The organism is Prevotella multiformis, assembly GCF_018127985.1.
Lineage (GTDB): Bacteria > Bacteroidota > Bacteroidia > Bacteroidales > Bacteroidaceae > Prevotella > Prevotella multiformis.
In genome coordinates this window covers 823,086-842,628 of the sequence record NZ_CP072357.1, presented here as the reverse complement: position 1 = coordinate 842,628, position 19,543 = coordinate 823,086, and the positions used below count along the sequence as shown (strand labels likewise).

17 protein-coding genes are annotated in these 19,543 nt (G+C 52.7%); 6 read left to right on the top strand and 11 right to left on the bottom strand.

What is annotated here, in order from left to right; translation table 11 throughout:
* Positions 1-242: 242 nt before the first annotated feature.
* Both J4864_RS03385 and J4864_RS03380 read left to right on the top strand, forming a co-directional pair.
* Positions 243-1,544: an IS1380 family transposase gene (locus tag J4864_RS03385; RefSeq protein WP_211813539.1), complete on the top strand. Its 1,302-nt coding sequence runs from the start codon at positions 243-245 to the stop codon at positions 1,542-1,544.
* Between the two features lie 482 nt (positions 1,545-2,026).
* Positions 2,027-2,899 carry an endonuclease/exonuclease/phosphatase family protein gene (locus tag J4864_RS03380; RefSeq protein ID WP_211813530.1) on the top strand — a complete coding sequence of 291 codons (873 nt, stop codon included), beginning with the start codon at positions 2,027-2,029 and terminating at the stop codon, positions 2,897-2,899.
* A 394-nt stretch (positions 2,900-3,293) separates the two neighbouring features.
* Here the strand turns inward: J4864_RS03380 and J4864_RS03375 are convergent, their stop codons facing one another.
* Entirely contained in the window at positions 3,294-3,971 is a 678-nt protein-coding gene (locus J4864_RS03375) for an OmpA family protein (protein ID WP_211813528.1), read from the bottom strand.
* Between the two features lie 370 nt (positions 3,972-4,341).
* Here J4864_RS03375 and proS point away from each other — a divergent pair, with 370 nt between their 5' ends.
* From proS to J4864_RS03355, 4 genes are all read left to right on the top strand, one after another.
* Complete coding sequence (gene proS, locus J4864_RS03370; protein ID WP_211813526.1) at positions 4,342-5,823, top strand: proline--tRNA ligase; 1,482 nt, start codon at positions 4,342-4,344, stop codon at positions 5,821-5,823.
* Positions 5,824-5,899: 76 nt separating this feature from the next.
* Positions 5,900-6,835 (top strand): hypothetical protein, encoded by a 936-nt coding sequence (locus tag J4864_RS03365; protein WP_211813524.1) that lies wholly within the window; start codon positions 5,900-5,902, stop codon positions 6,833-6,835.
* 190 nt (positions 6,836-7,025) lie between these two features.
* Positions 7,026-7,898, top strand: a complete 873-nt coding sequence (locus tag J4864_RS03360; RefSeq protein ID WP_004352439.1) for a sigma-70 family RNA polymerase sigma factor — start codon at positions 7,026-7,028, stop codon at positions 7,896-7,898.
* A 175-nt stretch (positions 7,899-8,073) separates the two neighbouring features.
* The gene (locus tag J4864_RS03355) at positions 8,074-10,461 is read left to right on the top strand and encodes a TonB-dependent receptor (protein WP_211813523.1); all 2,388 of its coding nucleotides are present in this window, start codon (positions 8,074-8,076) and stop codon (positions 10,459-10,461) included.
* Positions 10,462-10,626: 165 nt separating this feature from the next.
* Here the strand turns inward: J4864_RS03355 and J4864_RS03350 are convergent, their stop codons facing one another.
* The 10 genes from J4864_RS03350 to pfkA form a co-directional block, all read right to left on the bottom strand.
* Positions 10,627-11,604, bottom strand: coding sequence for a F0F1 ATP synthase subunit gamma (locus J4864_RS03350; protein WP_007368796.1), 978 nt, complete (start codon positions 11,602-11,604; stop codon positions 10,627-10,629).
* Between the two features lie 12 nt (positions 11,605-11,616).
* Positions 11,617-13,200 carry a F0F1 ATP synthase subunit alpha gene (atpA, locus tag J4864_RS03345; protein WP_211813517.1) on the bottom strand — a complete coding sequence of 528 codons (1,584 nt, stop codon included), beginning with the start codon at positions 13,198-13,200 and terminating at the stop codon, positions 11,617-11,619.
* Between the two features lie 12 nt (positions 13,201-13,212).
* On the bottom strand, positions 13,213-13,749 hold the full coding sequence (locus J4864_RS03340) for a F0F1 ATP synthase subunit delta (RefSeq protein WP_211813515.1): 537 nt from the start codon (positions 13,747-13,749) through the stop codon (positions 13,213-13,215).
* A gap of 6 nt (positions 13,750-13,755) precedes the next feature.
* A complete protein-coding gene (gene atpF, locus J4864_RS03335) occupies positions 13,756-14,268 on the bottom strand; it encodes a F0F1 ATP synthase subunit B (protein ID WP_211813510.1) in 513 nt (170 codons plus the stop codon).
* Between the two features lie 52 nt (positions 14,269-14,320).
* Positions 14,321-14,560: an ATP synthase F0 subunit C gene (gene atpE / locus J4864_RS03330; protein ID WP_004352373.1), complete on the bottom strand. Its 240-nt coding sequence runs from the start codon at positions 14,558-14,560 to the stop codon at positions 14,321-14,323.
* Between the two features lie 192 nt (positions 14,561-14,752).
* Positions 14,753-15,850, bottom strand: coding sequence for a F0F1 ATP synthase subunit A (gene atpB / locus J4864_RS03325; protein ID WP_007368791.1), 1,098 nt, complete (start codon positions 15,848-15,850; stop codon positions 14,753-14,755).
* Positions 15,847-16,260, bottom strand: a complete 414-nt coding sequence (locus J4864_RS03320) for a hypothetical protein (protein WP_211813500.1) — start codon at positions 16,258-16,260, stop codon at positions 15,847-15,849. The genes atpB and J4864_RS03320 overlap by 4 nt, the downstream gene beginning before the upstream one ends.
* A gap of 35 nt (positions 16,261-16,295) precedes the next feature.
* Positions 16,296-16,535 (bottom strand): ATP synthase F1 subunit epsilon, encoded by a 240-nt coding sequence (gene atpC / locus J4864_RS03315; protein WP_007368789.1) that lies wholly within the window; start codon positions 16,533-16,535, stop codon positions 16,296-16,298.
* 38 nt (positions 16,536-16,573) lie between these two features.
* Positions 16,574-18,097, bottom strand: a complete 1,524-nt coding sequence (atpD, locus tag J4864_RS03310; RefSeq protein WP_007368788.1) for a F0F1 ATP synthase subunit beta — start codon at positions 18,095-18,097, stop codon at positions 16,574-16,576.
* Between the two features lie 70 nt (positions 18,098-18,167).
* Positions 18,168-19,145: a 6-phosphofructokinase gene (gene pfkA, locus J4864_RS03305; protein ID WP_040554845.1), complete on the bottom strand. Its 978-nt coding sequence runs from the start codon at positions 19,143-19,145 to the stop codon at positions 18,168-18,170.
* Positions 19,146-19,543: the final 398 nt, after the last annotated feature.

The window sequence follows — 19,543 nt, the reverse complement described above, 5'->3', positions numbered from 1 at the left end:
CTATAAGAGAAAAGCATTACAATCCCTGTTATTCTCACGAAAGCAAACCCATAACTTTCGTGAGAATAATTGTTTTTTTCACGAGAATAAATAATTATTTTCGTAAAAAACCTTAATTCCGCAGCACAATTTCTTGTGAGAACTCCAAGTGCCTGAGAGACAAAGTCCTCAAAACACTTGGACATGTCAGAATTTTCACCTATCTTGGTGCTGCAAACATAACAAGCAAGCAAAAAACTGACATGACAAAGGTAGCAATTAAAAACGAGAATATCACTTCTTTCGGTGGAATTTATCATATCATGGACGTTTTCTCAAAGCTGGGCTTTGAAAAACTTACCGAATCTGTATTGGGCAGACGTGGAAGTAGCGGCAAAGCATTCAGCCATGGAAGTATTTTCGGCTCTCTCTTCTTCAGTTACCTTTGTGGTGGAGAATGCCTTGAGGACATCAATTCGCTCATAGGAAAGTTCAGGCAGAGACCTGGTACGCTGTTACCCGGTGCCGACACCGTGGGGCGCGGACTGAAGGCGCTTGCCGAGAAGAATATTGTCTACAGGAGTGAGACCTCCGGCAGGTCGTACAGTTTCAACACTGCAGAGAAGCTGAACACCTTACTTTTACGGATGATACGGAGAATGGGGCTTGTAAAGGCGGGCAGCCATGTTGACCTGGACTTTGACCACCAGTTTGTTCCTGCCCGCAAGTTCGATGCAAAGTATTCCTACAGGCAGGACCATGGCTGTTTCCCGGGCTGGGCTTCCATCGGGGGCATCATAGTCGGAGGTGAGAACCGTGACGGAAACACCAATGTGAAATTCCATCAGCAGGACACGCTCCGCCGCATCATGGACCGTGTGACCTCCGAGCCTGGTGTTGTGACAGAGCGTTTCCGTGCCGACTGCGGGTCGTTCTCGAAGGAAATCATCCAGACCGTAGAGCAGCGCTGCAACACGTTCTATATACGTGCTGCCAACTGCGGCAGCCGGTGCGGGGAGTTCCGCCAGCTGGAAGAATGGAAGAGCGTTGAGGTTGGTTATGAGAGGTGCGATGTCACCTCCGTCAGCATGGACAACCTCATCGAAGGAAAGTCATACAGGCTTGTCGTACAGCGTACTCCCTTGAAAGACAGGCACGGCAGGGTACAGACGGATATGTTCGGAGTGATATACACATACCGCTGTATCCTTACCAACAACCGGACATCCACAGAGAAGGACATCATTACATTCTACAATGAACGCGGAGCGAGCGAAAAGAACTTCGACATACAGAACAATGACTTCGGGTGGGCACATCTGCCCTTTTCCTTCATGGCTGAGAACATGGTTTTCATGATGGTTACCGCCATGCTGAAGAACTTCTATCTCTACCTCGTCCGTCATATCAGCGAAAAGGTCAAGCCGTTGAAAAGGACAAGCAGGCTGAAAGCATTTATCCTGCATTTTGTCAGCGTGCCGGCAAAATGGGTGCGAACAGGAAGGAGGAACGTTCTGAACCTGTATACAAACAAAGCATACTACTCTGAAGTATTCCTTGAATAAGCAGCATTTCTTTGTGGTTATCATATTCCCCATTGGTTTGGGTGGGGGATTTCATGCCCAGGTAAGACCCAGGAAGCCCCGAAAATCCTCGTATCAACATATAGAGCTCCAAAAAGACATCTCAACACATAAAATCGCCTCACAAGGAAAAATGCTGCGGAATTGAGGGGAAAAAGAAAAGATGGGCTCATAAGAACCCTTGGCATCTGGTGCTTTTGTTTCCATATCGGGAAGCCGTCATCCACCCAGGCTTCAGTAAGTATGCCCTTTACAGGCTGACGGCTGTATGCAAAGTTATAAAATGCTGTGATTTACAAGCCAGTTGGATAAAGAAAGTTCTTTGTCTTTAGAGGAAAATAGCAGATTATTTTCAGAAAGCGGCTGCAAACCGGCTTTCCTCATGCGTACAGACAAATCATGCCGGACACGCTCGCCTGTTACAAAAAGATTGCGTACTTTTGCAGCACATAAAAACCGGAATCATGTACAGACTGACAACACTCATCCTTGCAATGCTGCTTACCTGCAGCCTCTCTGCCCAGCGACTCTATGTGGGCACGTATAACATCCGGTATGACAACCCGGATGACCGGAAGGAGGGCAATGCGTGGGCACAACGCTGTCCGCAGCTATGCGACTTCATCAACTTCGAGCAGCCTGCCGTCTTCGGCACACAGGAAGTACTTGCCACGCAGCTGCGTGACCTCCTGCAGGGGCTGGAGAGGTATGACTACATCGGTGTGGGGCGTGATGACGGCAGGGAAGAGGGCGAATATGCGGCAGTCTTCTATCGGAAAGACCTGCTGAGACTGCTCGACAGCGGTAACTTCTGGCTCTCACAGACGCCCGAACGCCCTTCGCTGGGATGGGATGCTGCCTGCATCCGTATCTGTACGTGGGGGAAGTTCGAGGACAAGACGACGGGAAAGCAGTTCTATTTCTTCAATACCCACATGGACCACGTGGGCACTGTGGCACGGCGGGAGAGTGCACGCCTCATCCTGCAACGCATAGGGCAGCTTGCCAAGGCGCAGCCAACGATTCTGACGGGCGACTTCAACGTTGACCAGGCGGACGAGATTTACGGGATATTCTCCCGTTCGGGCATCCTGCGCGACTGCTATGCCCATGCCCGACAGCGCATGGCACCCACCGGTACGTGGAACGACTTCATGCAGGACAGCCGCAGCAATGCCCGCATAGACCACGTATTCGTCTCCTCCGACTTCGATATTCCGCATTATGCCATCTTCACCAACAGCTACTGGCTCGGCAAGTCGCGCCGCAACATCTCAGACCATTATCCCGTCATGGTAAAGCTCTCATTCTCCCCATGCGGTACGCCGGAGAAGTGATCCGAATCGTATTTTGTCCCGGTCGATTATTGAAGCCTGAAAGGGTCTGATGTCCAGTGTGAATCCTCAGAATATGCCTGAAAACAAAGGAAAGCCCATTTCTCTACTCATGAGCGAGTTTTGAAATGGGCTTTTCTTCGTATGCCCAGCATGGGCATTGCCTGCTTGTGAGAGGCTCCGGGTAAGTCTGTATTCAGCATACCTGTCCGGCGGTATTCGGATTCCCAGCCGTTGGGAATGCGAGTACCAGCCGTTGGGAATACGAGTACCAGCCGTTGGGAATCCTGTTCCCGGTGGCTGGAAAGACTGTCTTTGCAGTCCTCAAGAGAAGCAGGAGGCCTTCCCTGTTCCCTCGACCCGTCTGTAGAGAGGGGCAGGGCGGTCTCTTCCCGGGTTACAACGTGCCGTTGTTAGCCTGGCGGACCATCTCGGAGGAAGCATAGAGATAGACCTCAACACGACGGTTGGCCTGGCTGACGGTCTTGTTCTCGATGGGGTTGGCACTTCCGAAGCCCTGTACCGAGCGGATCTGCCTGCCGGTGACGCCCTGTCCTTTCAGATAGGACGATACAGACTCGGCACGACGCTGTGACAGTGGGATGTTGATGTTGTCGTTGCCGGAAGCATCGGTGTAGCCCTGGATAGCAACGTCGCAGTTGGAGTTGCGTTTCATCAGTCCTGCGAACTTGGTAAGGTCGTTCTTGGCAGATGCGTTCAGGTTGGAACCGTTCAGCGGGAAGAGAATTCCTGAATCGAAGGTGACCTTCACGCACTGCAGTCCGTTGGCATCTGTCACCTTGTCGACGCGGGCATTCGGCAGCGCCTGGGCTGCCTCGCGTGCCACTTTGTCCATGTGACGGCCGATGAGTGCGCCGGCTCCTGCACCGATGGCGCCGCCGATGGCTGCACCGATGGCCGTGCTCTTGCCGTTGTGACCGATGATCTGACCGACAATGCCGCCAAGTGCCGCACCGGCACCGCCGCCGATCAATGATCCTGTACCCTGTTTCGTCTGGCAGCTTACGACAGTCAGTAAGCACATGCCGGCTGCCATTACTTTCATATTCTTCATAACCAAAACTGTTTATGGATTAATAATTATCTTTTACCTTCAGTGTCCGATATTGTCGCCGCACCGATTCTGTTTTATTCATGCAAAGTTAAACAAATATATGCTATGGGGCATTTATTGCCAACATTTTTTTGTATTTTTGCAGAAAGTTAGCTGCATTCGACAAATGGAAGCAAGCTTCCTTTGTGCTCGTTTGCATAATTTTTGCAGAGAATTAGCTGCACCCGACAGATGGAAATAAACTTTCCTTCGTGGTCGCCTGCTGATTTCTGTACAAAGTTAGCGTTTCCTGCAAAGGGGACAAAAGGGAAACTCCTATAAGAAAATGGGAATCCCCTAAAGAATCAGTATAAAGCAGAAAAATATAATTATGGCAAAAGAACTGAAACACATGACCAAGAGAGCGGAGAACTACTCTCAATGGTACAATGACTTGGTAGTGAAGGCAGAACTGGCGGAACAGTCTGCCGTACGTGGCTGTATGGTCATCAAACCCTACGGCTATGCGATATGGGAGAAGATGCAGGCGCAGCTCGACAGGATGTTCAAGGAGACCGGCGTGCAGAACGCTTATTTCCCGCTGCTGATTCCGAAGAGCTTCCTCTCCCGTGAGGCTGAGCACGTGAAAGGATTTGCCAAGGAGTGTGCCGTGGTGACGCACTACCGCCTGAAGGCAACGGAGGACGGCAACGGCGTCGAGGTCGACCCCAATGCGAAACTGGAGGAGGAACTCATTATCCGCCCTACGAGTGAGACCATCATCTGGAACACCTATAAGAACTGGATCCATTCGTGGCGTGACCTGCCGCTGATGTGCAACCAGTGGTGCAACGTCATGCGGTGGGAGATGCGCACACGGCCGTTCCTCCGCACGTCGGAGTTTCTCTGGCAGGAGGGACACACCGCCCACGCCACCCGTGAAGAGGCGGAGAAGGAGGCGCAGACCATGCTGCGCGTCTACGCCGACTTCGCCGAGAAATGGCTCGCCGTACCGGTTGTGCAGGGTGTGAAGAGCGAGACGGAGCGTTTCGCCGGTGCGCTGGACACCTATACCATCGAGGCGATGATGCAGGACGGAAAGGCCCTGCAGAGCGGTACGTCCCACTTCCTGGGACAGAACTTCGCCAAGTCGTTCGATGTCACTTATCTCAACAAGGACAACAAGCCGGAGTATGTATGGGCAACATCATGGGGGGTCAGCACGCGCCTGATCGGTGCGCTCATCATGACCCACTCCGACGACAACGGCCTGGTGCTCCCTCCGCGTATCGCACCGATTCAGGTGGCCGTCATCCCTATTTTCAAGGGGGAGGAGCAGCTGAAGGAACTTTCCGAAAAGCTGCAGCCGGTCATCGACGAGCTGCGCGCGCTGGGCATCACGGTCAAATACGATGATTCCGACAACAAGCGTCCGGGATTCAAGTTCGCCGATTACGAGCTGAAAGGAGTGCCGGTGCGGCTGGCTATGGGCGGCCGCGACCTGGAGAACAACACCATTGAGGTGATGCGCCGTGACACGTTGGAGAAGGAGAGCGTCAGCTTCGACGGCATCGTCGGGCGTGTGAAGAGCCTCCTTGACGACATTCAGGACAACATCTTCAAGAAGGCAAAGGACTTCCGCGACGCACACATCTACGAGTGCGAAGACTATGAGGAATTCAAGGCGAAGGTAAAGGACGGAGGCTTTTTCCTCTGCCACTGGGACGGTACCGAAGAGACCGAGGCGAAGATCAAGGAAGACACGCAGGCCACTATCCGCTGCGTTCCTTATATGTTCGAGCAGACACCGGGTACGGACATGGTAAGCGGAAGGCCGGCCAAGTATCGCGTCATCATTGCAAGATCCTATTGACAGCCGGAGGCAGGGATTGAACCATCATCCCTGCCTTCCAACACCTAATAAACATTTAAACTAAACAACAACGCTTATGAAAAAGACATTTCTTACTTTTGCACTGCTTCTTGCCGTCACGGCACTGAGCGCACAGACACTCCTCAAAGTCAGCCTGCAGAAAGGCGACAGAGCGACCTATGAGAATGTTACCAGCATCGGCATGACGGCTCCCATGGGGGGAGGCTCGCAGAGCGTAAAGGTGACCAACAGGACATTTGTCGAGGTGAAGGATGCCGCCCCTGATGGCTACAAGGTGGAGTTCCTCACGAAAGACACGAAGACGGAGGGGAATACGGAACTGGCTTATCAGGTGGGCGACCGGCTCAGCCGTTTTGTCGACAACGTGCCTCTTCTTTTCCAGACGGATGTGAACGGTGGACTGCAGAAGCTGTTGAACTATGAAGAGGTGGTAGGGAAGATGACGAGGGCTGCCCTTGCCGAAATCGATTCCACCTACAAAAAGAATCCCGATATGGAGAAGGTTTCGCCGAAGGCAAAGATGATCATGGCATTGAACGACCTGTTCTCTGAAAAGAGCGTCACAGACAACTTCAAGGAGAAGAGCCTTTTCAATCTTTATGGAAAGACGCTGAAGACCGGCGACAAGGAGGAAAAGGAAATACAGGGCATCAAGTCGATTGTCAGCTATGAAGTAAGCAATATTCTCGGGATGCTCACGGTAGTGTCGCAGAGCAAGGCCAATATGGGAGAGAAGGATGTCAAGGCTTTCCTCATAGGCAATATGAAGAAGATGGGAATGGGAGAAGAGGTCACTTCCCAGATTGAGAACAACTGGGAACAGATGAAGGCCATGGGAATGACCGACATCGACTTCAACGGTACGGACACTTATCACTTTCTGAAGAACGGATGGTTGAACGACCAGACGGGGAAGGGGAAGATGAAGATGATGGGAATGAACATGGAGATGGAATCCACCTCAAAACTGATAGAACATAGTTGGAAATAACGATTTTTCCCCGGTCAATTCCTCTCCAAGGAGTTTACAATCACAATCCGACCTATAAAAAAACGTAAAAAATCCCAAACGGGGCACGCTCCGTTTGGGATTTTACCTATTTATATGTACCTTTGCACGCCGTATCAGATCTGGATAACGGGAAACAGCTATATTTTAAGGAGGAAATAGTACACAATTCATGAGACAACTTAAGATTTCGAAGAGTATCACCAACCGATCGAGTGAGGCACTGGACAAGTATCTCGTTGAAATCGGGCGTGAGCCGATGATTACTGTTGACGAAGAGATTGAGCTGGCACAGGAAATCCACAAGGGCGGTCGCAAGGGCGAGCGTGCCAAGGAAAAGCTGATCAAGGCCAACCTCCGTTTTGTCGTTTCCGTAGCCAAACAGTATCAGCATCAGGGGCTCTCTCTCACCGACCTTATCGATGAGGGGAACATCGGTCTGGTAAAGGCTGCCGAGAAATTCGACGAGACGAGAGGGTTCAAGTTCATTTCGTATGCTGTCTGGTGGATTCGTCAGAGTATTCTGCAGGCCATTGCCGAACAGAGCCGTATCGTGCGCCTGCCGCTGAACCAGGTGGGAGCCATCTCGAAAATCAATCAGGTCACGAATGAGTTTGTGCAGAAGCACAACCGCCGTCCGTCCATCCACGAGCTGGCCGAGCTGACCGGCATCGACGAGGCACGTATCCGTCAGAGCCAGAGCGCCGACAACCATCACATGAGTATCGACGCGCCGTTCAGCGATGACGACGACAATTCAATGAGCGATATGCTGTCATCGGGTGATGACTCGCGCACTGACCGTGGCGTTGACTTCGAGTCAATGTCTGACGATCTTCGTGCTGTTCTTCAGAACACGCTGAAGGATCGTGAGATCAAGATCGTCACGGAGTGTTTCGGCATCGGCTGCCAGGAGAAAGGGTTGGAAGAAATCGGTACGGAAATGGGACTGACCCGTGAGCGTGTCCGCCAGATCCGTGAGAAGGCTATCGAGAAGATCCGTGAGAGCGGCAATGCCCGTGTGCTGATGAAGTACTTGGGCTGAAACAGTCAAACCCATAAGAAGAATGATTCGGAGAGTCCTGCAATGTCGATTGCGGGACTTTTTCTTTTAAAGAATACCGGCCGTGGCGGCCGGGTACGTCGGGGGAATGCTCTTTCCCTTCGGAGACTGTCGGGCGAATGCAATAAAACAAAGGGCTCTGCGTTATATAGAAGTTATGAAACGTAAGGACATCCGAAAACATATATTACTGCTGTTGCTCCTTCTGACAGCTCAGCTGGTACCGGCACAGACATTCACGCTTCAGGGGAAGGTCTCCGACAAGGACGGCAATCCGATAGAACTGGCCTCTGTCATGGTTGTGTCGCAGGGAAAGCTGTCGATGACCAACCTCAAGGGAGAGTTCAGCATGCAGCTGCACAGCGAAGACTCCGTAAAGGTGCGCTTCTCGATGATAGGCTATAAGTCCAAGACGAGGGTGCTGCGCCGTCCGAAGGGGAAGCAGACACTGCTTGTCCAGCTCGCTGACGACAATGCGCTGCAGGAGGTCGTTGTCGAGGGGAGGAACAAACAGCACGGAACGACGGAGGAACTTGATGTCCAGAAGACAAGGCAGGGACCGTCTGCATCAGGCAATGCGGTGGAAGAGATGGTGCAGACACAGGCCGGTGTATCGACCCACTCGGAGCTGTCTTCACAGTACAACGTGCGCGGCGGTTCATTCGATGAGAACTCCGTATATATCAACAATGTAGAGGTGTTCCGTCCTTTCCTCGTGCGTAGCGGACAGCAGGAAGGCCTTTCCGTCATCAATCCGGGCATGGTGGAGAGTGTCGGCTTCTCGGCCGGCGGGTTTGAAGCAAAATATGGGGACAAAATGAGTTCCGCATTGGATATCACCTATAAACGGCCAAAGAAGACGGAAGCCTCTGTTTCAGCCTCGCTCTTAGGAGCAAGTGCCTACTTCGGACTGGCTACAAAGAAGTTGACATGGACCAACGGCGTGCGCTATAAGACCAACCGCTACCTTCTCGGTTCGCTCCAGACGAAGGGAGAATACCGGCCGTCGTTCCTTGATTATCAGACTTATCTGTCGTGGCAGCCTGATAAACGCTGGCAGATGGACTTCATCGGGAACATGTCCGACAATCACTATGACTTCCAACCGGAAGACCGTGAGACGAACTTCGGCACACTGCAGAACGTAAAGAAATTCCGTGTTTACTTCGACGGACAGGAGAAGGATCTCTTCCGCACGTTTTTCGGTTCGCTGGGCGTTACACGCCATCTGTCGTCCCGTACAGATCTGTCGCTCCTTGCATCCGCTTTCACGACCAAGGAGCAGGAGCGGTACGACATTCAGGGACAGTACTGGCTCACGCAGACCGAGACCTCCGAGAACCTGGGTGTAGGAACCTATATGCAGCATTCACGTGACTATCTCCATGCCGATGTGAAGAGTCTGAAGCTGATGGTGCTGCATCGTGCCGGTAGACACAGAATAGAAGGGGGACTGACTTATAAGGTGGAAAAGATAACGGAGAACTCGGCTGAATATGAATACCGTGATTCAGCAGGTTACAATATTCCTCATACAGGACGTGACCTGAAGATGATCTACTCGCTGCGGGCACGCAACGATCTGAATGCGAAACGCTTCGAGAGCTATCTGCAGGATGCGTGGAATTTCCAGACACGCGATTCCGTGCCGACGCTCTTCACCTTGAATTACGGTGTACGCTTCGCCCACTGGGACTTCAGCGGTGAGAGCCTCTTTTCGCCCCGTGCTTCCCTCACCATCACGCCGGGCAGGAACCGCAATATCAGTTTCCGTATTGCAGGCGGCCTCTATTATCAGGCGCCGTTCTACAAGGAACTCCGCGACACGTCGATGGTCAACGGCATCACATACGCCACACTCAATCAGAAGATCCGGGCACAGCGTTCCATCCATGCCCTGGCCGGTATGTCCTATCGTTTTGAAATGCTGGGCCGTCCTTTCAAGTTCACGGCCGAGGCCTATTACAAAGCGCTCTCACGACTTGTTCCTTATTCTGTTGACAACGTGAAAGTGACGTACTATGGCGATAATACGGCTACAGGGCATGCCGCAGGACTCGACCTTAAACTCTTTGGCGAGTTCGTCCCAGGTACTGATTCATGGCTGACGCTCAGCATCATGAACACCAGTATGAAGCTGAACGGCAGGCGTATTCCGCTCCCGACGGATCAGCGGTATTCGTTGAATCTCTACTTTACCGACTTCTTCCCCGGGTCGACACGCTGGCGGATGTCGTTGAAACTGGCTTTTGCAGATGGACTTCCCTTCTCTGCTCCGCATAGGGAACTGGAGAGCAATACTTTCCGTGCACCTGCCTATCGTCGTGCTGACATCGGCATGAGTTACCGTCTGCTGGACAACCATGATGGCAGTCGTAACACCATCTTCAAGAACATCTGGCTCGGCATAGACTGTCTCAACCTTTTCGGTATCAATAATGTCAACTCCTATTATTGGGTGACGGACATTGCCGGTCAGCAATATGCCGTCCCGAACTATCTCACGGGAAGACAGATCAACGTACGGGTCACGGTAGATTTCTAAAGGGCGGACGGAAGGCTGTGCCTTCGGATGGATCTCTTTGCAAAGGGCACATCATGCAATCGGGATTTACGGTTACAAAAGAAACAGGGACAGGCTGTCAACCTGTCCCTGCTGCTTTTGCTTTCTGTCCTGTCTGCTGCAAAGAGGACAGGACTGTCTGTCATGTCAGTTGTTCACCGTACCACCGACAATATCAAGAAGTTCTGAAGTGATGGCTGCCTGGCGCGACTTGTTGTACTGCAGATGAAGCGAACGAAGCAGGTCATCGGCATTGTCCGTTGCCGTCTGCATGGCGACCATACGGGCTGCATGCTCGGAAGCATTGCTGTCCAGAAGCGCCGTGAAGACCATGTGATGGAGCAGCTTGGGCACCAGTGTCCGCAAGACGGTCTGCAGGTCGGGCTCGACGATAAAGTCGTCGTTGAGGGGGACGACCGCCTCTGTGTCCGACTTCCGTGCGGTACTTTCCCCCTTCTTCTTGAGATACTCCTGTGCGGCTTTTGAGGAGACGTTCGACGAGAGGTCACGTTCCGTATCTGCATTGAGTTCCTCCTCGAGGTCGATCGGGAGGAAGTTCTTGCGTTGGAGAATCTGACTGCCTGCACTTTTGAAGTGATGGTAGATCATTTCTACTCTGTCAAACTCACCGTCCAGCCACTTCTGTCCCAGTTCCTTTGCAATGTTGCGGCAATCCTCGGAGTTGGGTTTCTCGGCAAGGTTAGGGTAGGGGTACACGCAGGTATATCCGCATTTCTTCGCTTTCTCTGCGACCTTCCGTCCGATGGGATAGATGACAATGTCCTTGTCGGTCAGTCCCATGGCGTGATACTCGGCAATCGCCTGTAGCATGAGCTTGATGACATTGGCATTGAATCCGCCGCAGAGAGAACTGCTGGAGGAGAACACAAGCAAGGCGACACGCTTCACAGGCCGCTGCACATCGAACGGAGTATCCGTATCGGGCGTAGAGACAAGGAACGTCTTGAGAATGTGTTCGAGCATAGCCTCGTAAGGAAGCATACTCTCGATGGCATTCTGCGCATGGTGCAGCTTGCTCGAGGCAACCATCTTCATCGCACTCGTGATCTTGCGAGTACTCTGAACACTGGCTATACGGGTCTTGATTTCCTTTAACGATGCCATTCCTTATTGTCTTTATTTGTATTGTCCGGCAATATTGCCCATGACTTCCTCAATCACCTTTACAGAAGTATCTTCCAGCTTCCCGGAAGCCAGTTCGCTGATTACGTCGGCATGAGCAGAGCGCATACTGTCGAGGAACTGGTCCTGGCAGCTGCGGATCTGGTCGACCGGCACATCCCGCATCAGCCCGTGTACGCCGCAATAGAGGATGGCTATCTGTTCTCCGACCGGCATAGGACTGTACTGCGGCTGAATCAACAGCTGGTTGTTCTTACGGCCGCGGTCGAGGGTCATTGCGGTGACCTTGTCCATATCGGAAGAGAACTTGGAGAAAGCCTCCAGCTCCCGGTACTGCGCCATGTCGATTTTCAACGTACCGGCCACTTTCTTCATGCTCTTCACCTGTGCCGATCCGCCTACACGGGATACGGAGATACCCACGTTGATGGCGGGACGGAAACCTTGGTTGAAGAGGTCTGTCTCAAGATAGATCTGACCGTCAGTAATGGAAATCACGTTGGTGGGGATGTATGCTGACACGTCACCTGCCTGTGTCTCGATGATGGGCAGGGCGGTGAGTGATCCGCCACCCTTTACATGCCCCTTCATGCATTCGGGCAGGTCGTTCATTCGTTCGGCGATCTCCTGCTGGTCGTTGATGCGTGCGGCACGTTCCAACAGACGTGAGTGGAGATAGAATACATCTCCGGGATAAGCTTCACGACCGGAAGGGCGACGGAGAATCAGGGATACCTCACGATAGGCAACCGCCTGCTTTGACAAGTCGTCATAGACGACAAGGGCAGAGTAGCCGCGGTCGCGGAAGTACTCGCCGATGGCTGCACCGGCAAACGGAGCATAATACTGCATGGCGGCCGGATCGGCGGCTGTCGCACTGACGATGATCGTATAAGGCAGTGCTCCGTGATCCTTCAGGTTCTGCACCAGGGTCGCTACGGTAGAAGCCTTTTGGCCGATGGCGACATAGATGCAGTAGACCGGTTTTCCCTGTTCGTAGAAGCTCTTCTGATTGATGATGGTGTCTACGGCGATAGCAGTCTTGCCGGTCTGCCGGTCGCCGATGATCAGTTCGCGCTGGCCACGGCCGATAGGAATCATCGAGTCGACAGCTTTCAGACCGGTCTGCAAGGGTTCTTTCACCGGCTGACGGAAGATCACCCCCGGAGCCTTGCGGTCCAGCGGCATCTCGAAGGAGTCGGCCAGATCAATGTCGCCCTTTCCGTCGATTGCCTCTCCGAGCGGATTGACTACACGTCCCAAGAAGTTGTCATTGACACGGATGGAGGCAATGCGGTGCGTACGTTTCACGCTTTCTCCCTCTTTGATCCCTGAGGTAGGTCCCAGGAGAATACAGCCGACATTGTCTTCCTCGAGGTTCATGACAATTGCCATGGTGCCATTCTCAAATTCAAGCAACTCATTGGCTTCAGCGTTGCGAAGACCATAGACACGCGCCACGCCGTCGCTGACGGTCAGGACTGTGCCGACTTCCTCAAACTTCTCCTCAGAGTTGATGCCTTGAAGCTCCTTTGCAAGAATCTCAGACACCTCACTTGGTTTAATTTTATCTGACATGTTATTAATTTATTACTTTTTTAATTGTGTGAGGATAGCATTCAGTTTGTTCTTCACGCTGGCGTCCATTCTGTAAGTATCATACTCGAGGATAAATCCGCCGATGAGTGAAGGGTCGACCTCGGTGTTGAACTCGACAGCTCCCTGTGCCCTGGACTGGACCAGTGCCTTCATCTTGTCTTCTGTCTGCGGAGAAACAGGTGAAGCGGTGATGACTTTTCCGCGAATGATGTTCTTCTGCTTGCGGTACAGGGTAACATAGTCATTCGCCATGAACTGCAGCAACTCCTCCCTGTCCTTCTTCATGACGAGGGACAGGAAGTTCGCGATCAGTTCAGGGCAGTCATCTCCACAGGCCGCTTCCAGCAGCTTGCGTTTCTTCTCTTTCGGGAGCATCGGATTTTCAATCGCCGCACGGAGTTCCGGTACTTGGAGATAACTCTGGGCAAGGGTCTGCATAACGGAATAGACCTTGTCTTCGAGTTCTTGCTCACAGGCACTCTTCAGCAGCGCACGGGCATAGCGAACCGATATTACACCTGTATTCATAAGCGATTATTTACGTTCTGTTCCGTTAGAAGAAGCAACTTCATCCAACAAGCTGTCGATGAGCCGGGTCTGCTCGGCTGAACCGGCAAGCTCCTTGTGCAGAATCTTCTCGGCAATCTGTACCGAGAGTTCTGCTACCTGCGAACGGATGTCACGAATAGCAGCCTGCTTCTGGTTTTCTATCTCGGCCTTGGCTTCTGCAAGGATGCGGGCACTCTCTCCGTGTGCCTTCTCCTGTGCCTGTCCGACTATGGCATCCCGTGTGTCAGCCGCTTCCCGTAGGATCTGTGCCTGTTTCTCACGTGCTTCCATGAGCAGCTCCTCACCTTGTTTCTGAATGTTGGCAAGCCTCAAGTTGGCTTCCTCTGCCTTGGCAAGACTCTCGTCGATGTACTCCTTGCGATCATTCACCATCTTGATGATCGAGGGGAAACCCCATCTCCACAAGATGAAGAAGACCACCAGAAAGACAATGGTCATCCAGAAGAGCAAACCACCATCTGGCAATAATAATGACATAAGCTGCTAAATTACTTTTCTTACCAATTGTTTTAATAGTCCTTCCTGCGGCTTAGAATACACAGAGAAGGGCGATGATTGCTGCGAAGAAAGCAACACCCTCGACCAGAGCGGCTGCGATGATCATGGAAGAACGGAGGTCACCGATTTTCTCCGGCTGGCGCGCCATGGCATCCATAGCCTGACCACCGATACGACCAATACCAAGACCTGCGCCTACGGCTGCGATACCTGCACCGATTGCGGCGCCCAACTTTGCAGTTTCTGCTGCTAATAACAATGATGTCAACATAGTTTTTGCTTTTAAATATTAATTGTTTTATTCTTGTTTCTTTTACGGTCTAATGCCCTTTCATCCGTCAGGATCGTGCCGGGCGGCCTTTGACTTTTTCTGATGGGGACTGTCAGGACGGCGAGGCCGGTCCGGCTTTTCTTTTCGTTTTCATCCCTTTTACTTTTTCTGTATTTACCGTTCGGCTTCCTCTTAGGCTTCAGCTTCGTGTACACGGGCCAGTGAGATGAATACTGCGCTCAGCATCGTGAACACCAGTGCCTGAATGAAGCTGACCAGGATCTCGAGCAGCATCATGAAGATGCTCATGCCCACGCTCACGACCGTCATCGAGGTACTCAGTACCACGCCCATTGTCGCCATGATGAAGATGATGCACGTCAGGGCCAGGGCTATGGCATGGCCGGCCATCATGTTGGCAAAGAGACGGACCATCAGAGCAAAAGGTTTGGTAAAGATACCGAAGATCTCGATGACCGGCATCAAAGGTACCGGTACTTTCAGCCATGCAGGCACCTCCGGCCAGAAAATGTCTTTCCAGTAATGCCTGGTTCCGGAGAAGTTGGTTACCAGGAACGTGCATGCTGCAAGGAAGAATGTAATCGTGATATTGCCCGTCAGGTTGCCGCCGCCCGGTGGGAACGGTACGATGCCCATCACGTTGGCGACGAAGATGAAGAAGAAACAGGTAAGCAGGTAAGGCGCGTATCTGTCGGACTCCTTGCCCAATGTCGGCCTGATCACCTCATCATATACGTACATCACAAACATGTGCATCAGTCCTGTGAAACCCTTGGGAGCCTTGTCTGTGACCTTGTGCTTCCGGCACCAGCGTGCGGGAATGAGGATGCACAGCAGCAGGAGGATCGCATCGATGAAGAGCACGCACACTGACTTCGTTATCGACAGGTCAAAGGGGCGCACTTCCGTCCCGTCCTTCTGCAGTTCGACGATTCGCCGTTCGTAGTTGCCCTTCGTTGCAATGAACAGATTCGGGTTGTTCCTGCAGGGGCGGTAGCCGGCGTGCGGGCCGCTTTCCAGCGGCTCTTCGGCAAAGTCCTCTGCCCATCCTGCGTACCACCCGTCGGATGTTTTCACGATGACCGGCAGGTTGATGATGACCGGCCTGTCACCGATGTTCGTGACATGCCACTCATACGAGTCCTTGATGTGTCCCCACAATATACCCTGCAGATCAACGCCTCCTCCCTTGCTCTCGGATGCTGCTGCCCCCGGCAGAAGCAGGAAAAGCATTGCGGTCATGCAAAGCAAATGCTTGAGATATTTCATTTGTCAGTTATTGGTTTATTGTTCTTTTCCACTTTTGAAAAATAGATGGTGTCGAATGCCAGCAGCACGAGATAGAAAACCATGAAGACGGCGGCAAAGCTGATGACCGCCTTGCGGTCTTTTGTCACCAGTGCGTAGACGAGGATGACCAGAAAGGCCAGCAGCATGCGCAGGAGCGACCCTGCAAGATAAAACTTGCCCAGGACCGCCGGCGACTTACTGGCTATTGCTTTCCATGCCCCGCCATAGACGGATGCGGCAAGGACGGAAAAACAGACGCTGATCGTTAGCATGCTGATGTAAGCAGCGTGTGCCGTCAGCTGTACGACAAGCAGTCCGACAAGGTAGAGCGCGGCGGTTATCCACAGGCTCACTTTGCTGTATTGCTTTTGTATCTTGTTGTAGTCCATCCTTTACTGTCTTGTTACCGGTGTCTGCCGGATCCTCATATCTCCACGCAGAGGCTCACCTCGTTCTTCTTCACTTCGACGAAGCCGCCTGCGATCTGAAGTTCTTTCTTTGTGCCCTTTACGCTGTAGACGACCTTGCCTTCAACCAGTGTCGAGATGATAGGAGCATGGTCGTTGAGAATCTCGAACTGCCCCACAGTCCCTGGGACCAGCACGCTCTCCACCTCACCTGTAAAGACAATCCTTTCGGGGGAAACTATTTTAAGTGTCAACATAGACAAATCTATTATGATTCTGTTTGCACAAGGAGCTGTTATTGTGTAGCCTCCAGAAGTCTCTTGGCCTTCTCCTTGGCATCCTCGATTGTACCTACGTTCAGGAACGCCTGCTCCGGCAGGTCGTCGACCTCACCGTTCAGAATGGCGTTGAAGCCCTTGATGGTTTCCTCGATAGGGACCATGACGCCTTTGACGCCCGTGAACTGCTCGGCGACTGTGAACGGCTGGGACAGGAACCGTTGCACACGGCGCGCACGGTTCACAACCTGCTTGTCCTCGTCTGACAGCTCGTCCATACCCAGGATGGCGATGATGTCCTGCAGTTCGTTGTAGTGCTGCAGCAGCTGCTTTACGCGCTGTGCGCAGTCATAGTGTTCCTTGCCGACAATCAGCGGGTCAAGGATACGCGACGTGCTGCCCAGCGGGTCTACGGCCGGATAGATGCCCAGCTCGGTGATCTTACGGCTCAGCTCGGTTGTTGCGTCCAGGTGAGTGAAGGTCGTCGCCGGAGCCGGGTCGGTCAGGTCGTCAGCCGGCACATAGACGGCCTGTACGGAAGTGATGGAACCGCGCTTTGTCGATGTGATACGTTCCTGCATGGCACCCATTTCACTGGCCAGCGTCGGCTGGTAACCCACGGCTGAAGGCATACGCCCCAGCAATGCAGAAACCTCTGAACCTGCCTGTGTGAAACGGAAGATGTTGTCAATGAAGAACATGATGTCGGCCGGCTCACCGTTCTTGCCTCCGTGGTCACGGAACTCCTCTGCAACGGTCAGTCCTGAGAGAGCCACAGAAGCACGTGCCCCCGGCGGTTCGTTCATCTGTCCGTAGACAAGGGTGGCCTGCGATTTCTGCAGTTCCTCCTGGTCGACAAGCGAGAGATCCCACTTGCCTTCCTCCATGGCCTTCCGGAATTTCTCGCCATAGCGGATCACGCCGGATTCCAGCATGTCCCGGATCAGGTCGTTTCCCTCACGGGTACGTTCCCCTACACCGGCAAACACGGAGTAGCCGTTATGCCCTTTGGCGATGTTGTTGATCAGCTCCATGATCAGCACCGTCTTGCCCACGCCGGCACCGCCGAAAAGTCCGATTTTGCCACCTTTCATGTAAGGTTCAAGCAGGTCGATGACCTTGATGCCCGTCTGGAGCATCTCCTTGTGCGTAGACAGTTCTTCGAACTTCGGCGCCTCGCGGTGAATGGGGTAAGCCCCCTCCATCTTCAGAGGCTCCATGCCGTCGATAGGCTGGCCGATGACGTTCATCATGCGTCCCTTGATCTGCTCTCCTGCGGGCATGACGATAGGGCTGCCTGTCGGTACGACCTCAAGACCGCGCTGCAGCCCTTCGGTATTGTCCATGGCCACACAGCGCACGGTATCCTCCCCGATGTGCTGCTGTACCTCGATGATCAAATCCTGCCCGTTCGGACGCTTTACGCGCAGGGCATCGTAAATCTTAGGCAGAACCTTCTCAGGATTCTCTCCCTTGGTATCAAAGAAGACATCGATAACAGGACCGATGATCTGGGAGATACGCCCATTAATCTGTGACATAAATATCTTTGTTGTTTTTTATTATTACTTTCTTCTCTATATATAACAAGGTGCACGTCATGCCCTGGAATCAGATGCTCAGTTCGTCGAGAACCTTGATCAGTTTCCTGTCGAAAGGCTTGTCGGACCGGATGGCCTCTGACAGCGGAACGTAAGCCACCTCATTGTTTCTTACTCCTACCATGATGTTGCGCTGTCCCTGCATGATGGCCTCGATGGCACCGACCCCTGTCCGGCTTGCCAGAATGCGGTCACGCGCCGACGGCCGGCCGCCGCGCTGCAGGTGTCCGAGGATTGACACACGCACGTCGTAGTCGGGAAACTCCTTGCGCACACGGTCGGCATAATACATTGCACCGCACTTCGGACTTTCGGAAACGATGACGATGCAGCTTCGCTTCGACTTGCGGATGCCGCGTTCCATGAAACGTGCCAGCTGATCCACATCCGTCGAGTCTTCCGGGATGATGGCTGCTTCCGCACCGCTTGCAATGGCGGAGTTCTGGGCGAGAAATCCTGCGTCGCGTCCCATCACCTCGACGAAGAAGATGCGTTCATGGCTCTGTGCCGTGTCACGGATCCGGTCGACACACTCCACGATGGTGTTCATCGTCGTGTCATAGCCGATGGTGTTGTCCGTCCCATAGAGGTCGTTGTCGATGGTGCCGGGCAGGCCGATGCAGCAGATGTCAAATTCCTGTGCGAATTTCATGGCGCCAGTCAGCGACCCGTTCCCGCCGATGACCACCAGCGCGTCAATGCCTGCGGCAGCAAGGTTGTCATGTGCCTTCTTCCTGCCTTCTTCCGTAGCGAACTCCTTGGAGCGTGCCGTCTTCAGAATCGTTCCGCCTTGGCCGATGATTCCGCTGACATTCTCGGTTGTAAAAGGACGTATATCGTTTGTAATCAGTCCGTCATACCCACGATAGATGGCCTTTATGTCAAATCCGTTGTAGATACCCGCTCTTGTCACGGCACGGATGGCCGCATTCATACCCGGTGCATCACCGCCGGAAGTCAAAATGCCGATTGTCTTTATTTTAGCCATTTTATAATTTAAGAAGTCTCTTTTATTCCATGCGCAAAGATAGCAAATAAAAAAGATATAAGCAAAGTACAAAAGAAAAAGTTGCCTGCAAGTTTGAAAAAAAAGAAAAAGTATCGGCGGTGAAACACTGTTTTCCGGCAAGAAAGCAGAAACGTCAACAGCCGCATGGCAGCCGGCCGTCGCAGCGGAAGGCGTACCATGCGTCCACGGACCTCCCCCGGCCGTTTGCCAACCGGCTGTCTTTTCACTTACGGCAACACCTTCTTCTCCATCCTGCACCCTCCATACGGATTTCTTCCTCCGACAGCCTCAGGTACGGCAGCATCCGGCTTGTCTCAAAAACGGAGATACACGGCCTTGCCTATATGTCAGAAGAGGAGGAAATGTCACTCGAGAGG